Annotated in this window: 15 protein-coding genes; 7 read left to right on the top strand and 8 right to left on the bottom strand. The window is 56.9% G+C overall.

Translation table 11 applies throughout. The features are described from left to right. Positions 1 to 116: 116 nt before the first annotated feature. The gene (locus HUO12_RS12565) at positions 117 to 386 is read right to left on the bottom strand and encodes a spike base protein, RCAP_Rcc01079 family (RefSeq protein WP_176273924.1); all 270 of its coding nucleotides are present in this window, start codon (positions 384 to 386) and stop codon (positions 117 to 119) included. 153 nt (positions 387 to 539) lie between these two features. On the opposite strand from HUO12_RS12565, the gene HUO12_RS12570 reads away from it, so the two are divergent. Further along, complete coding sequence (locus HUO12_RS12570) at positions 540 to 1,937, top strand: O-antigen ligase family protein (protein ID WP_176273925.1); 1,398 nt, start codon at positions 540 to 542, stop codon at positions 1,935 to 1,937. Between the two features lie 89 nt (positions 1,938 to 2,026). Here HUO12_RS12570 and HUO12_RS12575 read toward each other — a convergent pair whose 3' ends face one another. Then, entirely contained in the window at positions 2,027 to 3,229 is a 1,203-nt protein-coding gene (locus HUO12_RS12575) for a glycosyltransferase (protein WP_176273926.1), read from the bottom strand. 32 nt (positions 3,230 to 3,261) lie between these two features. Next, positions 3,262 to 5,475 (bottom strand): GumC family protein, encoded by a 2,214-nt coding sequence (locus HUO12_RS12580; protein ID WP_176273927.1) that lies wholly within the window; start codon positions 5,473 to 5,475, stop codon positions 3,262 to 3,264. A 361-nt stretch (positions 5,476 to 5,836) separates the two neighbouring features. Between HUO12_RS12580 and HUO12_RS12585 the strand changes: the two genes are divergently transcribed. Further along, entirely contained in the window at positions 5,837 to 6,262 is a 426-nt protein-coding gene (locus tag HUO12_RS12585; RefSeq protein WP_176273928.1) for a hypothetical protein, read from the top strand. 16 nt (positions 6,263 to 6,278) lie between these two features. Here the strand turns inward: HUO12_RS12585 and wecB are convergent, their stop codons facing one another. Genes wecB through HUO12_RS12600 form a run of 3 tightly spaced genes read right to left on the bottom strand, consistent with a single transcriptional unit; the run spans position 6,279 to position 9,551 of the window. Continuing rightward, positions 6,279 to 7,412, bottom strand: a complete 1,134-nt coding sequence (wecB, locus tag HUO12_RS12590) for a non-hydrolyzing UDP-N-acetylglucosamine 2-epimerase (protein ID WP_176273929.1) — start codon at positions 7,410 to 7,412, stop codon at positions 6,279 to 6,281. Further along, positions 7,409 to 8,710 carry a UDP-N-acetyl-D-mannosamine dehydrogenase gene (gene wecC / locus HUO12_RS12595; RefSeq protein ID WP_176273930.1) on the bottom strand — a complete coding sequence of 434 codons (1,302 nt, stop codon included), beginning with the start codon at positions 8,708 to 8,710 and terminating at the stop codon, positions 7,409 to 7,411. The genes wecB and wecC overlap by 4 nt, the downstream gene beginning before the upstream one ends. 37 nt (positions 8,711 to 8,747) lie before the next feature. Then, complete coding sequence (locus HUO12_RS12600; protein WP_176273931.1) at positions 8,748 to 9,551, bottom strand: WecB/TagA/CpsF family glycosyltransferase; 804 nt, start codon at positions 9,549 to 9,551, stop codon at positions 8,748 to 8,750. A gap of 170 nt (positions 9,552 to 9,721) precedes the next feature. On the opposite strand from HUO12_RS12600, the gene HUO12_RS12605 reads away from it, so the two are divergent. The 5 genes from HUO12_RS12605 to HUO12_RS12625 all read left to right on the top strand — a co-directional run bounded on the left by HUO12_RS12605 (position 9,722) and on the right by HUO12_RS12625 (position 15,049). Then, positions 9,722 to 10,804 carry a CaiB/BaiF CoA transferase family protein gene (locus HUO12_RS12605; protein WP_176273932.1) on the top strand — a complete coding sequence of 361 codons (1,083 nt, stop codon included), beginning with the start codon at positions 9,722 to 9,724 and terminating at the stop codon, positions 10,802 to 10,804. 5 nt (positions 10,805 to 10,809) lie between these two features. After that, positions 10,810 to 11,262, top strand: coding sequence for a MaoC family dehydratase (locus HUO12_RS12610; RefSeq protein ID WP_176273933.1), 453 nt, complete (start codon positions 10,810 to 10,812; stop codon positions 11,260 to 11,262). A gap of 94 nt (positions 11,263 to 11,356) precedes the next feature. Further along, positions 11,357 to 13,267, top strand: a complete 1,911-nt coding sequence (locus HUO12_RS12615) for a DUF3604 domain-containing protein (RefSeq protein WP_176273934.1) — start codon at positions 11,357 to 11,359, stop codon at positions 13,265 to 13,267. 16 nt (positions 13,268 to 13,283) lie between these two features. Beyond that, the gene (locus HUO12_RS12620) at positions 13,284 to 14,087 is read left to right on the top strand and encodes a peptidyl-prolyl cis-trans isomerase (RefSeq protein ID WP_176273935.1); all 804 of its coding nucleotides are present in this window, start codon (positions 13,284 to 13,286) and stop codon (positions 14,085 to 14,087) included. Next, entirely contained in the window at positions 14,084 to 15,049 is a 966-nt protein-coding gene (locus tag HUO12_RS12625; RefSeq protein ID WP_332310416.1) for a HupE/UreJ family protein, read from the top strand. The genes HUO12_RS12620 and HUO12_RS12625 overlap by 4 nt, the downstream gene beginning before the upstream one ends. Here the strand turns inward: HUO12_RS12625 and HUO12_RS12630 are convergent. Together HUO12_RS12630 and HUO12_RS12635 are read right to left on the bottom strand one after the other, a co-directional pair. Continuing rightward, on the bottom strand, positions 15,009 to 16,451 hold the full coding sequence (locus HUO12_RS12630; protein WP_176273936.1) for an efflux transporter outer membrane subunit: 1,443 nt from the start codon (positions 16,449 to 16,451) through the stop codon (positions 15,009 to 15,011). The two genes, HUO12_RS12625 and HUO12_RS12630, sit on opposite strands and share 41 nt — an antisense overlap. Next, on the bottom strand, positions 16,448 to 17,431 hold the full coding sequence (locus HUO12_RS12635; protein WP_176273937.1) for an efflux RND transporter periplasmic adaptor subunit: 984 nt from the start codon (positions 17,429 to 17,431) through the stop codon (positions 16,448 to 16,450). The genes HUO12_RS12630 and HUO12_RS12635 overlap by 4 nt, the downstream gene beginning before the upstream one ends. Between the last annotated feature and the right edge of the window lie 6 nt (positions 17,432 to 17,437).

A 17,437-nucleotide genomic window follows, 5' to 3' on the forward strand; every position in this document is an offset into this window, starting at 1 on the left:
AGATCCAGGTGTACCGTCCCATCGAGGACTAGGTGTGAGTTGAGCGACCCCCTGAGGAAGCGGTCGACCGTTACTACGCCGTCTGCCGGCAGGAAATCCCAGTCCGAGCCTCGGCATCAGGCCAGTCCTACCAGATCGCTGGCATCCGTTCCCGTCGCGCGAACTTGGGACACTCTGACATCGAGAATGGCGCCGCTAGCCACGTTCACGAATGTAACCGGAGAGGTGTTGTCCACCGGAACTAAGGTTACTCGGCCACCAGAACCCACATAAAGTGCTTTGGTAACTACGGGTAGGTTTTGCGCATCGTTAGGAATGATGGCGAAGCAATAGCTCGAAGGCGCAATCAAACTGTCTGATGAGCTGTCAAACTTGTCGGATACCATATTCTTCTCCGCATTGGAACAAAAGAAGAACGATGTGTATGTTGCCGAGCTAGCAGTAGGAAAGCACTAATTATCCTATACCGGCAGATTGCCGATTGATTGCCCTTCTGCGATCTGCAAGGTCATGAACGAAGCTTGAGAGACTGCTTGACTATGGCAAACGCCATTACTGCACTGCAAAACCAAAGGCCGGTAACGCCATCTGGAATGCCGAGAAGGCCTGCGAAGCATGCTGCGCTTGGACCTTTGCTTCCGCTTGTACTGTTGGTTTATGCATGCCTCCTCCCACAAGAAGTGCATGTCGATATCGCAGGGCAGACCATTTTTGCGTATCGCGCGACTTATCTGGCGTTAACTCCGTGGATTGTCGTGCAGTTGCTTCGTCGCAGGTTCACTCCCAGATTGCTCGATGCCATGGTGCTTATTGCCAGCATCTGGATCGTTATCTCATTTTCCTACGTCTATGAAGGGCTTACAGGAGTTGTCCGAGGAAGCGCGTTAGCGCTTGATTTGATCTACCCATACCTGATCACGCGCATATGCCTTAGATCTCTAATGGATTTGCGCCGCTTGCTTGTGTTGGCAGCGCCCGGTTTGGCCACAGTGACCTTTTTGATGATGATCGAGAGTGTGACACATACTCCTCTCGTTCGTCCGGCTGCTTCGACCATTTTTGGCAATCTGCCTCTGTACCGAGACGGCGTTGCCGTAGGCGACTTCAACGTGAAGAGCGAGGTTCGACTTGGCTTGATGAGAGCGTATGGCCCGTTTTCACATCCGATACTGGCAGGTGTATTGTTGGCCAGTTTCATTCCTCTTTATTTCAATTCGGGATTGCGCAGTTGGCCTCGGTGGCTGGGCTCACTTGCTGGTTTAGGGGCCGTTTTCTCACTTAGCTCCGCTGCGTTCCTGGGCCTGCTGATTTTCACAGGTCTGCAGGCTTATCGTTGGTGTGTTGAACGCATTTCGTTTGTAAGCTGGAAGATGTTTATCGGGTTCTCAGGCATAGCACTTGTCGGGCTTCAGGTTGCGACCGAGAATGGGGTAATTCCGTATCTTGGTCAGTTTACTCTGAATCCCGGCACCGCATATTATCGCAGACTTATTTGGGAGTACGGGACTGATTCCGTAGCAGCGCACCCGTTGTTTGGGATCGGTTTTCAGGGGTATGAAAGGCTAGACTGGATGCCAGAAAGCGTCGACGCGCACTGGCTCATGTTGGCGATCCGCCATGGCTTGATCCCAGCCATTCTACTTTTGGCGGTTGCAATCTGTGTCATTGTCATCTTGTCTAAACGTTCAGTACGGTCGGTTGGCACAGATCGTCGTTCATATTTTGGTGTCATCTCCGCTTTCACCATTATTATCGTTGCCGGCTTCACGGTTACGTATTTTGGATCAATGGGGATCTGGTTTGCGATTGTCCTGGCAATCGGAGTATCGCTATCGGAGGATGCCAGCTCGTCATTGAGACGTCCGATAACATTACCATCACAGAAGCGTTTCTATTCAGATGCGCCTTCAGTGTCGGCGCAACGCGTTGGTCAATGATGCGTGAGCTTGCTGCCGCCATCACTAAGAGCAGCAATCGAAGAATTGATGCAAGCCGCTCTGAACGCTTTGCCGGTATACTGCTATTGTCAGGAGCCCCCGTCCGCTGCCGTCGCAAGTCCCTTGGCGAAAGCGGAGGCGATTGCATCTCGTTGAAACTTAGCAGCGTGGTCTGAGGTCTGCCACCGCGCTATCTCTGCTTTTAGCGCAGTCTCGCGCTCGATGATTATCTTCATACTTTCAGAGATTTCGTGTGGATCTCGTGGGTCCACTGCAATAGCGAAAGGCATGTCGTCAAAGTAACCGTCTACCGCGCGCCCCTTGGGGTAGATGATCGGCAAACCTGCAAATAGAGCTTCAATGAAAACGAGACCAAAACTCTCATGGAGTGAAGGCAGCACAAAACCTATCGCCGCATTGAATCGATCAGGGATGGCGCTGTGGTCGAGGGGACCGCTAAATCGAACATTGCTTCGTCGCCCGACGAGCTTTTCGCAAGCTGCCATATCGGCATCCGTCCCCCCGCCGATGATATCGAGATGCGTTTCCTGCACTGAGTTCTGGAGGCGGGCCATAGCTTGAATTAGCGCCGCGAGGTTCTTTAATTTGTGGTTCTTGAGGTGAAAGGCCGAAACGAAACCGTTACCGGCTAGCCGTGGAGCCAGCGGACTGTCTAGCTCGGTCGGGCAAGGCAGCAAGACAGTTGGCCCATCTCTTTTTCCAAGTCTGTCTTCGACGCTCTCGAGTGCCCAAGGCGCAAACGGAAACACAACTCCCGCTTGTCTGAAGATGCGCGCAAAAGCCTGCGTAAGATCAGGCCGCGCCCGCAGGATTTTCGTGTCCGTATTGCCTTGAATGGAGAGCGCGAACGGCACCTTAAAGTGTGCGGCAAGCCTTTCCGCAATTATGCCTTCGATCGTTAGCTTGTGCCCGATTATCAGATCAGGTTGTGGTTGATCTCTCAGCTTCGCAATCAGCGCCTCGCTAAGCCGGCGAAGCATGGTCTCGTGCATGAAACCTTTCGCGGGGGCGCAATAGGTCAGTGCAATTCCGGCATCAAATTCCTGAATGGAGCTGATCACATTCGAACGATCTGCGAGCAGCGGCAACATATTGCTCGAATCCGGGGTCTCGCGATTGAGCGAGATCACAAAATGGTTGGCATCTGCGCTCGTTAAGGCGACCAGTTGGCGGATTACTGGTGTCTTCTGCGGCTCAATCGGATCGGGAAAATCAGCTGAAATATGCCAAATATTCAGTTTGCTTGGGTGCCCAGCCATGCCTCTCAGCACCTCTCCGCTAGTCTGTTTGCCTACCTAAAGAATCAGACTTTCTCGACAGCATTATCCTTTGCGTACTGGTAGTAGCGGTATTGATAATCATAAGACTGGCCCGCCTGAATCGCCTTGTACTTGGTCAGTACAATACCGAGGATGTTACCGCCTACGCTTCGTATCCGCCTCAGAGCCGTACGGACTTGTCCGAAGTTCACGCTATTGGCTTCGACAATAAAGATGGTGCTGTCGACACAGCGAGACACCAGCGGAGCATCTGCGATACCGAGCACCGGAGATGTATCGAAAATGATCAGACCATATTCCTTGCGATTACGCTCGACCCAATCACGCAAGCGATAGGATGAAAGCATCTCAACCGGATTGGCTGGGATCGGTCCCAAAGTGAGTATATCCAGATTCTCGCGTGTCCCCTCAACCAATGCGCTCTGCAAGTCGACACGCCCTGCAAGTACATCGACAAAGCCAAACTGAGGCCGTTCGACGTGCAGCAGCCGTGCAATGGACGGCTTGCGCAAATCTGCATCGACGAGAAGAGTTTTGCGGCCTGAACGCGCGAACAGGTCAGCGAGGATCAACGCTGTTGTGGATTTACCTTCAGACGCCTGGCTGCTGGTCAACTGGATAACTGCGCCATCACGCTGCAAAGTGAAATCGACAGTCGATCTGATCGAGGAGTAGGCCTCCATCAATGCGCTGAACTGATTGGCTTCCTGGTTCTCGATCTCGTCCTCATCAACGTAAGGGGTATGGCCTAACAAAGGATGGCCGAGCTTCTCTTCAACTTCATCCAGAGAGCGCAGCTTGTCATCCAATACTTCGCGAACCAAGGCCAGGCCGGCGGCAAGACCAATCCCGCCAATCAACGCGATCAGCATGTTCCGCAAGAGGTTAGGAGAAATTGGGCTGATCGGTACGATCGCATCATCAAGCTTGGTCAACATACCACTTTGGACATTGGCCGCAGCACTCAACAAGTTGAACCGGTCGAGAAGGGACTCAAGTTGATCCCGCAGGGCCTGAGCCTCGCGATCAAGCACGCTGTATTCGACAAGTCGATCCTGCTCGGCCAGTGTCTCTTCCGAGGCATTCTCCAATTCGCCGGACAGCGCTTGCTCTTGTCGCTGAGCAATTACAAACTCATTACGAATTGATGCCTTGATGTCAGCACTGGCTGCAGCGATCTTCTGATCAATCGCCGCAATTTGGGCCTGCAGCTGGATTACAGGCGGATACTCGTCATTATAGCGCTGCCGCAACTCAGTCAGCTCTGTTTCGAGCTGTAGCTTCTCGTTCTGAAGTCCCTGAACGGCAGGGCTCCGTTGGACTTCTGGCAATTGAGCGGCGGGAATATTAGCAACCGCTCGCCATCTTTGTTCCGCTGCGATCCTTTGTGCGCGTAGCTGAGTAACCGTATCATTGATGCTGACCAGGTTCGCGCCCGTTATCGTCTGACTGCTTTCCTCTTCAGAAGTCTGCTGGTTAATGATGCCGCTTTGTCGAGCATAGTTGTTGGCGGCAATTTCAGCGTCCGCGAGGCGTTCGCGTGTCTGCGCGATCTGCTCTTGCAGGTATTCCTGCGCGTATTGATTGGCTTCAAGCGAGCGTCTCGCATCCGAGCGTACATAGGCTTCAGCGTAGGCATTGACCACTTGTGTGGCGAACTCGGGATCTTCCGATTCGACGCCAATGGTCAAAACGCGTGCTCCGCGAGGGACGTCAGCAGTAACGCTGGATTGCAAGATCGTCGCGAGGTCTGTGCGCTTGATCTCTGCCCACTCAGCGTCATCCGCTTCATCGGGGCGGCTTTCGTCGATATCTTTGAGGACCAGCGGCGTTTCTTCCACCAGGTTAAGTGCGTCGACAACTTCATAAGCCAAGCTTCGGCTCTGGATGACAACACCCTGAGTCTCCATGTAGTTATCGAATTCGTTGCTGGGCATTACCGGGGCCAGTTCTTGCCCTTCGACAACGATGTTGCCGTCCCGGCTGACAACAATTGAGGCCTTGGCCTCGTAAACCGGTGTCATCAGCATTGTGACAACAACTCCCAGGACCAACGAAGCTGCAATTGTAATTGCGATCAACCAACGTTGACGGAAGAGCATTCCGCGAAGGACATCAGCGTCAATTAGCTTTGGCCCAGCTGACTGGGATTCCTCCCATTCGACAGGTAGGTAGCGATCCACCCAAACACCGCCGCGCCCCGGCTCTGGTGCCTGCATGATTGATCGATCATTCATTGAGTTGTCCCGCCGCGCTCAAAAGTCCTAAGTACAAATGCTTAGCCAGAGGCTTTAAAGCGCGCAACTTATGGTTACGATTTCCTCACCTTTGCGGCATCACTTTATCTCTGGATGTGCCACAGGAGCGACAAACGGAACGCGAAAAAGAGCATTGGCTCGTCCCTATTGCTCTGTATTGGCATACCGGGCCGAATCGGTATGAGCGCCTGACAGTTTCTTTTGAGCGTGATCCTTGACCTCCATAACGCCCTCCTTCCTTAGCCTTGTTGCGGTCGGATATTATTTCTGCATTATATTGGCTTGTGTCCTATCCTTCCGCTCTTCCACGGTTGCGCCACGCTGGCATTCAGTCATTTGGATGGGTCTGACTGCATTGCTTTGCGCGCTTGCTTTGATGCGCATCTTTTCGATTGAGGATTTGGTCAGAGAGGAAGTGCGTGTGCTTCTGCGCGGGGCGGAAGCCTATGACAGCAGGCGTGTTCCTCAAGCGATCATGGCGCTCGGTTTGTTGACTTTGGGCCTACTCATTCTTTGGAAGCTGAAACACTTCTTGCAAGTTCGAATAAGAGGCAAGCGTGATCGCTGGTGCGCGGCTGCTTTGCTGGCAGGCCTCGCGATGGTTGGCCTTGTTATTCTGCGGATGATCTCGTGGCATGCGACGGACTGGCTGCTTTATGGCCCGCTGAAATTCAATTGGTTGATTGATTTGGGGTCGGCCACGGCAATTGGACTTGCTGCTCTCGCATATCAACGTCGCTCAAGTCGCAAAGGGCATAGTCGCTAAGCCTCGTCGATTACCGTTATACAAGGGCGTAATGCTCTTGAAGAATTCTTGTGATGCGTTGTGCAGCCCGCCCATCGCCATACGGGTTGTGGGCTTTCGCCATAGCCACATACTGCTCTTGGTCGTTGAGCAAAGTGTTAGTCGTATCCACGATCTTCTTCTGATCTGTGCCCACAAGCTTTGCCGTACCTGCTTCGACACCTTCTGGACGCTCGGTAACGTCGCGCATGACCAGAACCGGTTTGCCAAGGCTTGGCGCTTCCTCCTGAATGCCGCCGCTGTCTGTGAGAATGACTTCCGATGCGTCCATGAGCGCTACGAAATCGGGGTATTCCAGCGGGTCAATCAACGAGACATTGGCAAGATGTCCTAAGCGTGGCTTCATAACATCGATGACGTTTGGATTGGGATGGACCGGGTAGATGATTGCCACATCATCCCGTTTGGCGAGCTCTTCCAAAGCGCTGGCGATCGAATGCATGCCTTCGCCAAAGTTTTCGCGCCTATGCGCTGTCACAGCCACGATGCGCTTGCCAGCAAGCCGCGTTCGCAAATCCCCGATGACTGGAGCAATGGCTGGATTGTTCTGAATCTTAGCTCGAGTGGCGAGCAGTGCGTCCAAGACGGTGTTGCCTGTCACATGCACGGTCTCGGCTGCTGTATTTTCTCGCAGCAAAGCATCGGCTGCACCTTGTGTAGGTGCAAAGTGCAAATCGGTAATCACGCCAGTAACACGCCGGTTCACTTCTTCAGGCCAAGGCGCGTAATTGTCACCGCTTCTTAGTCCGGCCTCGACGTGGCCCACAGGAATCTTGCGGAAATAGCAGGCAATCGAAACCATCATGGTGGTGAGCGTGTCGCCATGCACGAGGACCCGATCAGGACGCTCTTTGTCCAGCGCTTCACCAAAGTGGAGGATGATCCGGCTCGCAAGCTGGTCCAGGCTTTGTCCGGCCTGCATCAGATCAAGATCAATATTCGGAATAATGTCAGCAATGCTGAGCACTTGATCCAGCATTTCGCGGTGCTGCGCAGTCACGGCGACGCGCGCATCGAATGATCCCGAAGCGCGTAACGCATGCACTACCGGGAACATCTTGATTGCTTCCGGACGCGTGCCGAATGTGACGAGGATACGCGGTTTGCTCATACCACCAACATTCCCCGCGTATCGTAGACCATGTGACCCTTGAGGTTCATCTGAGGGAGATGCTTGAATGCATTGTGATCGACAAGAATGACTACGATCTCAGCTTCCGCTAGCGCATCGCCAAGGCCGACCAGCTTTGCTCCAGAATCGGTAAGTGCGCCAGGAAGCTCTTCTGCGAAGGGCTCGACGATGTGTAGCCGCTCGCCATAATCGCGAGCTAGTTCCTCTGCGATTTCGAGAGCGGGGCTTTCGCGGAAATCATCAATGTTCGCTTTGAACGCGAGACCCAGCAAGGCGGTCTTTGTTTGCGGATCAGCCTCCATCATGTTTTTGATGCGATCGAGGACATGGCGCGTTTTGCTGTCATTGACTTCGCGAGCAGTGCGGGTCAGCCGCGCTTGCTCGGGCGCGCCTGCAACAAGGAACCAAGGATCAACAGCGATACAATGCCCACCCACTCCTGGGCCCGGCTGCAGAATGTTCACACGGGGGTGCCGGTTGGCGAGCCGAATGATCTCCCACACATCGACCTCAAGGTGGTCGGCGATCAATGACAATTCATTCGCGAAAGCGATATTGACGTCGCGAAAGCTGTTCTCGACGAGCTTCACCATCTCCGCTGATCGCGCGCCTGTCTCCAGCCGCGCGCCCTTTACGAAGTGACGGTAAAGATCACTTGCTTGCTTAGTGCAAGCCGAAGTCAGGCCGCCAATCACCCGATCATTTGAAACCAGCTCAGCAAGGATTTTGCCCGGCAATACTCTCTCCGGACAATAGGCGATGGCAACATCGAAGTCCGTATCCTTCGCGTCATTTGAGCTAGCGTCTGGAATCCGCAAGTCGGGCCGCAGCTTAGCTATACAGTTGGCTACTTCCTCTGTTGTCCCGACTGGAGAGGTCGACTCCACAATGACGCAAGTCCCGGGGACCAGCTTTGGCGCGATGGTTTCAGCCGCAGAGAGAACATAGTCGATACACGGCTGGTTATCTGCCTTCAGCGGCGTAGGAACAGCCAGCACGTAATAGCGTGCTTCAGGCACTTCGAGCGAGGCCGTAAGCTTGCCGGACGAGACCACTTCATGGACAAGCGTATCGAGGTCGGTTTCCTCGATATGGATCCCGCCAGACGAGACCGTTTCCACGACTTGCGGAGACACGTCTACGCCGCACACAGATAGTCCCGAACTGGCGAGCACCGCAGCAGTCGGCAAGCCGATGTAGCCGAGACCGATCACTGCGACGTCAAACGCAGCATCTTCTTCAGGCTGAAGATCCGCGTATTCTACCGTTTGTGACAAAACAGTCTCCCGTTGATTGGCTGATCCAGAAATCGCATCAGCTCGCTATCGGAAATTCGATCGGCTTCCTGCCGCTGATCCAAGTGCGCAGTAGTAGCCACGTATAGGCTGAGTTGGATTTCGCATATCTTACGAACATTTTGCGCGGTTCTTTCACCAGACGGTGAAACCATTCCAAGCCGACCTTTTGCATCCAAACCGGCGCGCGCGAGACATGTCCAGCGAGCACGTCTACTGAGCCTCCGACGCCCATCAGGAAAGGCACGTTGAGGCGATCAGCATTGCCGTTGAGGAAGCGTTCCTTGCGCGGGGTGGGCATCGCCACAAACAGACAATCTGCACCTGAACTTGCGATTCGTTCGACTATTTCTGCCTCATCTTGCGGACCGAAATAGCCATTCCTTGCGCCAGCGAATTCGAGCCCGGGCCAACGTCGCTGTGCTTCGGCCATCGCCTTCCTGAGCTGCTCTTCCTTGGCACCAAGGATGAATGGTTTGCGGCCAGTTTGAGCGCACCGTGCGAGCAGGGCATAAAACAGATCGATGCCTGCCACCCGTTCAACATCGTGGGCACCGAAGAGCTTCAGACCGTACACAATCCCCTGACCGTCGATCCCGATCATGTCGCTTCCACGTACGTCAGCGGCTAAATCGTCATCTGATCCGAGTTTCATGAGCTTGGCCACATTCAGGGCAGTGTGGCGCATCGGCTCCCGCCGCTCCATGGCGCGCTCGGCAAGCGAGACACTTTCTTCGAGTGACAGCAAGTCAATCGGCGTGCCGAAAAAGTTCAGCCGGCGCGCTTTCCCAAGGCCATCCGGTTGGTGATGTTCGAGCGGCATGCTTGGCTTTCTATGTGTGTCCCCGAGGACCTCGGTTTGCTTGCAAGCCCTTTAATACCGCGCAGCATTTTATTGCCACCCGTCTCTACGCATTTTCACACAGTCTACCTTTTGCTTGCCTCCATTCACAGCCCGCGCCATGCACATCGCCGCGAAGGGAGAAGGAATTGATGTCTCAGCCGTCAGGGCCATTGGTTGGCTTGAAAGTTGTAGAGTTTGCCGGGATCGGGCCGGGACCTCATGTGGCCATGCTGCTCGCCGATATGGGGGCTGAAGTCGTCCGGATCGAACGTCCGGGTACGCAGATCAGCAATGAAGTGGTCGAACGTGCCCGCCATCGTGTCGCAGTCGATATGAAGAGCGAGGAAGGAAAGGCCTTCTGTATTGAGGCGCTCAAGTCAACTGACGTGCTGCTCGAGGGTTTTCGCCCTGGTGTGATGGAGCGGCTGGGACTTGGCCCCCACGAGATGCTCGTGCAGAACCCGCGCCTCGTCTACGCCCGCATGACCGGCTGGGGGCAGGATGGGCCTCTCGCGCAAGCCGCAGGACATGACATCAACTACATCGCAATTACAGGCGCACTGAGCGCCGTGGGCCGAGCAGGCGATACGGCTGTGCCGCCGCAAAACCTGGTCGGCGATTTCGGCGGCGGCTCGATGTATTGCGCGCTGGGCATTCTGGCAGCCTTGTTCGAACGCGAGCGGAGCGGGAAGGGGCAAGTTGTTGATGCCGCTATTGTTGATGGCACGAACAGCCTTATGAGTTTTTTCTTTGGCATGAGGCATGTCCCGTACCTCACGACAGATCGCGGCAAAGGCATGCTCGGCGGAGCTGCTCATTTCTATCGCTGCTACGAATGTGCCGATGGGCGCGAGATATCTTTAGGCTCGATTGAACCACAGTTTTATGCAGAACTCTTGGAGCGCGTGAAGGCACCAGAGGAGCTGCGCGAGGGCCAGATGAATCCCGGTAATTGGGAGGAATACACAGCCAAGCTCGAAGCCCTTTTCAAGACAAAGACTGCAGCTGAATGGACGGAAATTCTCGAAGGCACAGATGTGTGCTTCGGCCCGGTTTTGACAGTCGAAGAAGCGCGCGATCATCCTCACATGAAAGCGCGCGGCCTTTATGAGGAGCATGACGGTGTCTGGCATACTGCGCCCGCGCCGCGCTTTGATCGTACACCCGGTTCAGTGAGGCCTAGCGCCATGGACGGCGATGAAGTCGTCAAGCGCTGGGCGGCAATGGGATAAAGAGCATGGCAGGCAGGTATTTTGATGAGTGGCAAGTCGGCGATCGGATCGAGCACGAAATTCGCCGGACCGTTACGGAGACGGATAACCTGCTCTTCTCGACAATGACTCATAACCCGCAGCCGCTGCATCTCGACATAGAGGCAGCGAAGGAAAGCGGCTTCGGGCAGATTCTCGTGAACTCGACGTTCACGTTCTCGCTCCTCGTCGGACTTTCCGTTGGCGAAACGACGCTCGGCACGCTGGTGGCCAATCTCGGATTTACCGATGTCGTCACACCTAAGCCGGTCTTCATCGGTGATACCTTGCGCGCTTCGAGCGAAGTCAAGGAACTTCGCGAGAGTAAGTCTCGGCCTGAAGCGGGCATCGTGACTTTCCAGCATGAAATGCTCAATCAACGCGATGAGGTGGTTTGCCGCTGTCTGCGTACTGCATTACTTCACCGGAAGCATGCTTGACGCCACGGCATGCTTGCAAAACCCAGCTCGCCTTGACGGGTGATGCAGGGGAGGCGCACAGTGCCTCCGCAACTCAAGTTTCTGGGAGGGGACTATGCGAGGGTTTTCAGCGAGAATTGCGCTTGTCTTGAGCGCGTCATTGGTGTTGGCCGCTTGCGGTAGCGAAGCGCGGCCTGAACAAAGTGGTAATGGCGAGAACACCATTGAGCTGGCTGAGTTTCCTGATCGCCCGTATTGGGGCGATACCCACCTTCACACGGACAACTCAGTCGATGCGTTCGGTTTTGGCGTTCGTCTTGGGCCCGAGGCGGCTTTGCGCTTTGCGCGCGGTGAAGAAGTCACTGCAACCACTGGTGCGCAGGCTCAGCTTGCACGTCCGCTCGATTTCCTCGTGATTTCAGACCACTCCGATGGTCTCGGCGCGACGCGGCGGCTTTATGATGCGCCGCGCTTGGGTGTGGTCGCGATGGGCGATGAGACGCTGCTGCGCTGGTACGATATGATGCATGAAAGCCCAGAGCAGTCGCAACTGGCGATTGCCGAGCTCATCACAGCGGCAGCGGACGGAAATTTGCCTGAGGCGCTGAGCGATCCGGAGAGACAGGCTGAAGCGACAAAAGATATCTGGGAGACACACTTAGATACGCTCGATCAATTCAATGAGCCGGGCGTATTTACGGCGCTTGCAGGCTTTGAATACACGCTCATGCCGGACGGCAACAATCTGCACCGCGTCGTCATGTTTCGCGATGGCAGCGACCGAACCAAGCAGGTTGTGCCGTATCCCGGCCTTTCAACCACCGCCGAAGGCTTGTGGGATTACATGATCGCCTATGCGGAGAAAACTGGCGGCGAAGCGCTTGCGATCCCGCATAACTCGAACCTCTCCAATGGCTTGATGTTTGAGCTCACTATGCCGGATGGAGGGCCGATGACGGCTGAGTATGCGCGCAAGCGTGCAGCCGCAGAGCCTGTTGTCGAAGTCACCCAGATCAAGGGCGATAGCGAGACGCATAGCTTCCTTTCGCCCAATGACGAGTTTGCAAGCTTTGGCGACGCGGGTTGGGAGCTTGGCAATTTGCCGCTCACAGCGCCGACGAGCGACGATATGCTCGCGGGCAATTATGCGCGCGAAGCCTTGCAGCGTGGCCTGTCTCTGGAAGAGCGCTTGGGCGTCAATCCTTATGCCTTCGGAATGATCGGTTCGACCGACAGCCACACCTCCCTTGCAACAGGCGATGAAGACAATTTCTGGGGCAAGCACTCAGGCAATGAGCAAGCCAATACTAAACGCGCGCTTCAGCCGCAAAACCTCGGGACAAGGGAGGGGCGCTTTGGCTGGCACTACCTCGCAGGCGGCTATGCAGCCGCCTGGGCGCGGGGCAATACGCGCGCGGAGATCTTCGATGCGTTCAAGCGCCGCGAGGTCTACGCCACAACCGGTCCGCGCATGGTAGTGCGCATGTTTGGCGGGTTTGATTTCACCTCCTCCGACTGGGACGAGGACTGGGTGCGAGCAGGCTATACCCGCGGGGTTCCGATGGGAGGCGAGCTCACTGACAATGGCAATGCGCCGGTGTTCATGATCTCTGCGCAAAAGGACCCTGACGGGGCAAATCTTGACCGGGTCCAAGTGGTGAAAGGCTGGGTCGATGGTTCAGGCGAAGTGCGCGAACGGGTCTATGATGTGGTGTGGTCCGACATGGAGGATCGCCGCATGGCGAACGGTAAAGTGCCTGCTGTCAGCGACACCGTAGATCGTGAAAAAGCAATCTATACCAATACGATAGGTGCTGCAAACCTGCAGGTCACATGGTCTGATCCAGACTATGTCGAAGGGCAGCGCGCGTTCTACTATTTGCGTGTGTTGGAGATCCCGACCCCGCGCTGGACGCTCTACGATGCGCTGCGTTTCGGCATCACTTTGAGCGAAGAAGCGATGGCTGATGCGGTGGCGCAGGAGCGGGCTTATTCCTCGCCGATCTGGCTCAGGCCTGCAGCATAAAACGGCGGGTAGCGACATGCCACAATGGCTGAAAGAGCCACTGGTCCATTTCCTGATCGGCGGCGCAGTCCTGTTTGGGTTCTTTGCCTGGATGGGTACACCTGCCGATCCGGCAAGCCGCGAGATTACCATTGATTCCGAGACACTTGCTTCGATCTCTAGCGGCTTTGAACAGCAGATGGGCCGCGCGCCAACCGATGCTGAATTGGATAATCTGACGCAGCGTTTTATCCGCGAAGAAGTACTTTACCGTGAAGCTTTGCGGCTTGGTCTCGATCAGGACGATGCGATTGTCAGACGGCGCCTCGCGCAGAAAATGGACTTGATTGCAGCGGCTCAAGCAGAAGCTGCCAACCCATCCGACGAGGAGCTTCAGGCCTGGCTCGAAGCCCACCCAACGCGCTTTGCGAACGATGCCAGATATACGTTCGAGCAGCTCTGGTTTGCTGAAAAGCAAGCGGCAGATGAAGCACAGATAAGTCGAGATAACCCCGAGATGAGCCGAGATAAACGCGCCAGCATCGAGCTGCCTGCGACAGTAAGCGAGATGCCGCGCAGCGAAATCCTCGACCGCTTCGGACAGCAATTCGCGAGCGAGCTGGACGCATTGCGCCCAAGCGAAGAATGGCAAGGACCGATCCCTTCGGGCCTCGGCTGGCATCTCGTTCAATTGACCGCAGTCGATGCATCCGACCTGCCTCCGCTGAGCGAAATTCGCGCCCGCGTGGAGGCCGATTGGCGCTCCGGAACGGCTGCTGAACGCAAGGAGGCCGCTTACGAACTTCTGCGCGAAGCCTACACTGTCGAGATTGACCGGTGAGACTGCTGCTAGCGCTTTTGCTGGCTCTTTTCGCGGTCCCGGCTTCAGCTGACGAAGTGCGGCCCATGGCGCTCGACTTGACCGAACAGGCGGCAGGCAAGTGGTCGCTGGTCTGGAAGCAACCTGTTTCCAATCCGACCGCCGCTGTGATCGAGCCAACTCTGCCCGCCAATTGCCGCTTTTCGAGCGGGCCGACGATGCGCCGCGCGAATGCTGCCTATCTCGGCAATGCGGAGCTAACTTGCGAGGGTTCGCTCGGCGGGCAAGTCTTCGCTTTGCCGCAGCTGCCGGGACAGTCCGATGCCTTGCTCCGGGTCGCGCCTTTGGACCAGCCCGTGCAGTCTTTGCGCCTCACCGCCCGCGAGCCGCAAGCGACCATTCTGGCAGCGCCGGACCGCATGCAAGTTCTGCGCAGTTACTTCGTCATCGGGGCCGAGCATATCCTGATGGGCTGGGACCATCTGCTGTTCGTCATCGCGCTGGTGCTGCTGGTGAAGCGCGGCTGGGCGGTCGTGGGCGCGGCGACAGCCTTCACGGTTTCGCATTCGATCACGCTTGCAGCGAGTGTGCTGGGATTTGCAGGCCTGCCGCAAGCGCCGGTCGAAGCCCTGATCGCTTTGTCGATCCTGTTCCTCGCAGTCGAGCTTACGCAAGGTTATCGCGAGACATGGACGCGGCGCTGGCCGTGGCTCGTCGCCTTTGCCTTTGGTTTGCTCCACGGCTTCGGTTTTGCAGGGGCGCTTGCAGATATCGGCCTGCCGGAAGGCGAAGTGCCAACCGCTCTGCTCGCTTTCAACCTTGGCGTTGAAGCGGGTCAGATTGCCGTGATCGCGATAGTGCTGTTGCTGCGCGCGGCGATCATCAGGCTTGCGCCCAGGGCCGAGGCTCCAGCGCTCAAATTCGCAACTTATGCGATCGGAATTATTGCGAGTTTTTGGCTGATTGATCGGATTGTGGTTTAGCTTCAGCGCCGCCCAGAGCCTGCCACAAAATGATCCGCGCGCGCTGTGCCTGACCCATGGCCATGGCAAGCCGCTCACCGCTGGCATCGGCTGCCCGGCGCGCTTCCAAGACAGTCAAAAAGTCTGCAAGACCTGCTTTATAGCGCGTTTCAGCAAGGCTCGCCGCGCGCTCCAGATCCGCGTTTTCCTGTGCTGCCGCTTCAGCTTGCCGGTCAGCGCCCGTGACTTGGCCATAGGCGGCTTCCGCTTCGCCTAGCGCTGTAAAAACCGCACCACGATAGGCAGCGAAGGCCGCGCGGTTGTTTGCGGCGCCTGCATCGATCTGCGACTGGATACGCCCGAAGTCGAGGAGCGGCGCGAGCAAGCTGCCGCCTGCGGTGTAAACTTGGGAGTCGCCATCGAACAGCGAGCCTAAATCGAAAGCGAGCAATCCAAGCGTGCCCGATAAAGTCAGGCGCGGGAACCGCGCTCTGGCAGCAGCGGCCAGATCTGCGTCCGCTGCCAGCAGCTCAGCCCCTGCGGCTTGCACATCAGGGCGTGTGGTCAGAAGCGTGGAAGGCATCGCGACCGGCGCTGCAGGCAGATCAGTCGCAATGACATCTTCCAGCAGAACCGAACCGATGGTGACGGAATCAAGCCCGGTCAGAGTGACGAGCCGTCCGAGGATTCGCGCCCTCTCGCCATAGAGCGCTGCGAGCCGCGAGCGGGACTGGCTTGCGGCGGCTTCTGCGCGAACACGGTCAAAGCCCGGCGCAAGGCCTGCTACTTCGCGCTCACTGGCAAGGCCGGCGAGCCGCTCTGCGGCTGCAAGATCTTGCGCCAATGCGGCTTCGCGTCCGGCGAGAGTGCGCCAGTCAATGACAGCGCCGGCAATTTCGCTGGTCAGAGCGATCCGCACTGCTTCCGCAGAAGCGCTTGCGGAATCGACGCGGGCGAGGGCTGCGCGCTCGGACGCTTTCAAACGCCCAAAAATGTCGATCTCCCAACTACCGACGATGTTAGCGCCATAGGAGGTTTGTTCGGTCGCAAATTCGACGCCCGGTGGCAGGTCTGATCCGAATTGCGCCGGGTTGATGCGCGTTGCCGTTACAGACGCATCTGCGCCGATATTGGGCAGTCGCTCTGCGCCAGCCCTTCGGGCTTGCGCGCGCGCTGCATCCACACGGGCAAGCGCTTCGGCAAGGCTTGGCGCGTTCTCGAGCGCAGCGCCGGTCAAAGCGGCAAAGGCGGGGTCCTCATTGGGAAGCAGGTCTGCCAACGCGCCGCTTTCGCCATCGTCAGGCGAATAGACGAACTCGCTTGGCAGTTCAGGCGTCGGCGTCGCGATTTCAGGCGGGGGGCCGGCAACGCAGGCGCTGAGAGTCAGCGCTGCTGAAGCGATTAGGAGGGCGCGTAGGTTCATTGGGCGCTCTCAACCGCCGGGATGAAGGCATCGACTTGCTGCCCGACCGTGAAGCTGCCGCGGGCATCGTCAGGCAGAGCGTAAATCAACTGCAACACGCGCACGTCCACGCGTTCTGCCGCTGAATTTGTGAGCGAGCGCTTGGGCACGATCAACGGTTCTGCACGCACGAATGTCGCTTCGACCTGGTTGGCTGCATCCCCGCGTGGAGAGACAAACGCCTTGGCGCCGCGCTCGACGCGGGTTGCTTCGTCTTCATCAATATCGATGCGGATATGGAGCGGGCGTGTCTCGCCCATCTGGATAAATGGCTGGCTGCTGCCACCCATGGTCGAGACGAATTCGCCGGGGCGGATATTCACAGCGAGGATCTCGCCAGCAATCGGTGCGCGCACAGTGAGACGCTCCAACTCCGTCCGTGCGCTGCTTGCTTGCGCCTGTGCGGCAGACAGGCGCGCGCGGGCGAGCTCCAGGCGGGTTCGCGCGGCGGAGGCTTCGCCTTCTGCGCGGATCACTTCAGCGCGACTGACAGCGGCGGGATCATCGATCTCGTTATACAAGGCCAGTTGTTGCTGGGCGGTGGCATTGGTAGCTTGGGCATCACGGATCGCCGCGCGCGCTTCGCCGATCGCGGCGTTTGCTTCCTGCAAGCGCGCGCGGGCGGAGCGCTGATCGACAACGAAAAGCGGCTGGCCCGGCTCGACGAAGTCACCCGGTGCGACTTGCAATTCAGTGACAAGGCCGGAGATGGCTGTGCCGATATCGATGACTTCGCTGGACGGCTCGACCACACCTGCCCCTGCTACACGGGCTGAATTGGCAAGTTCTCCAGCGGCGCGGGGAGGTTGGTTCTCAGGCTCAGCCAGGCTCCGATCCGGGAGGCCGGTCACGACGTAGATTGCAGCAGCGATCAGCGCGACAACCGCGATGATCGGGAGCACTTTGCGTGAGAAGCTCAGATTTTCAGGAAGCAATGCCATGTCGGG

Origin of the sequence: Altererythrobacter lutimaris, assembly GCF_013371495.1 — a bacterium.
Classification (GTDB): Bacteria; Pseudomonadota; Alphaproteobacteria; order Sphingomonadales; family Sphingomonadaceae; genus Erythrobacter; species Erythrobacter lutimaris_A.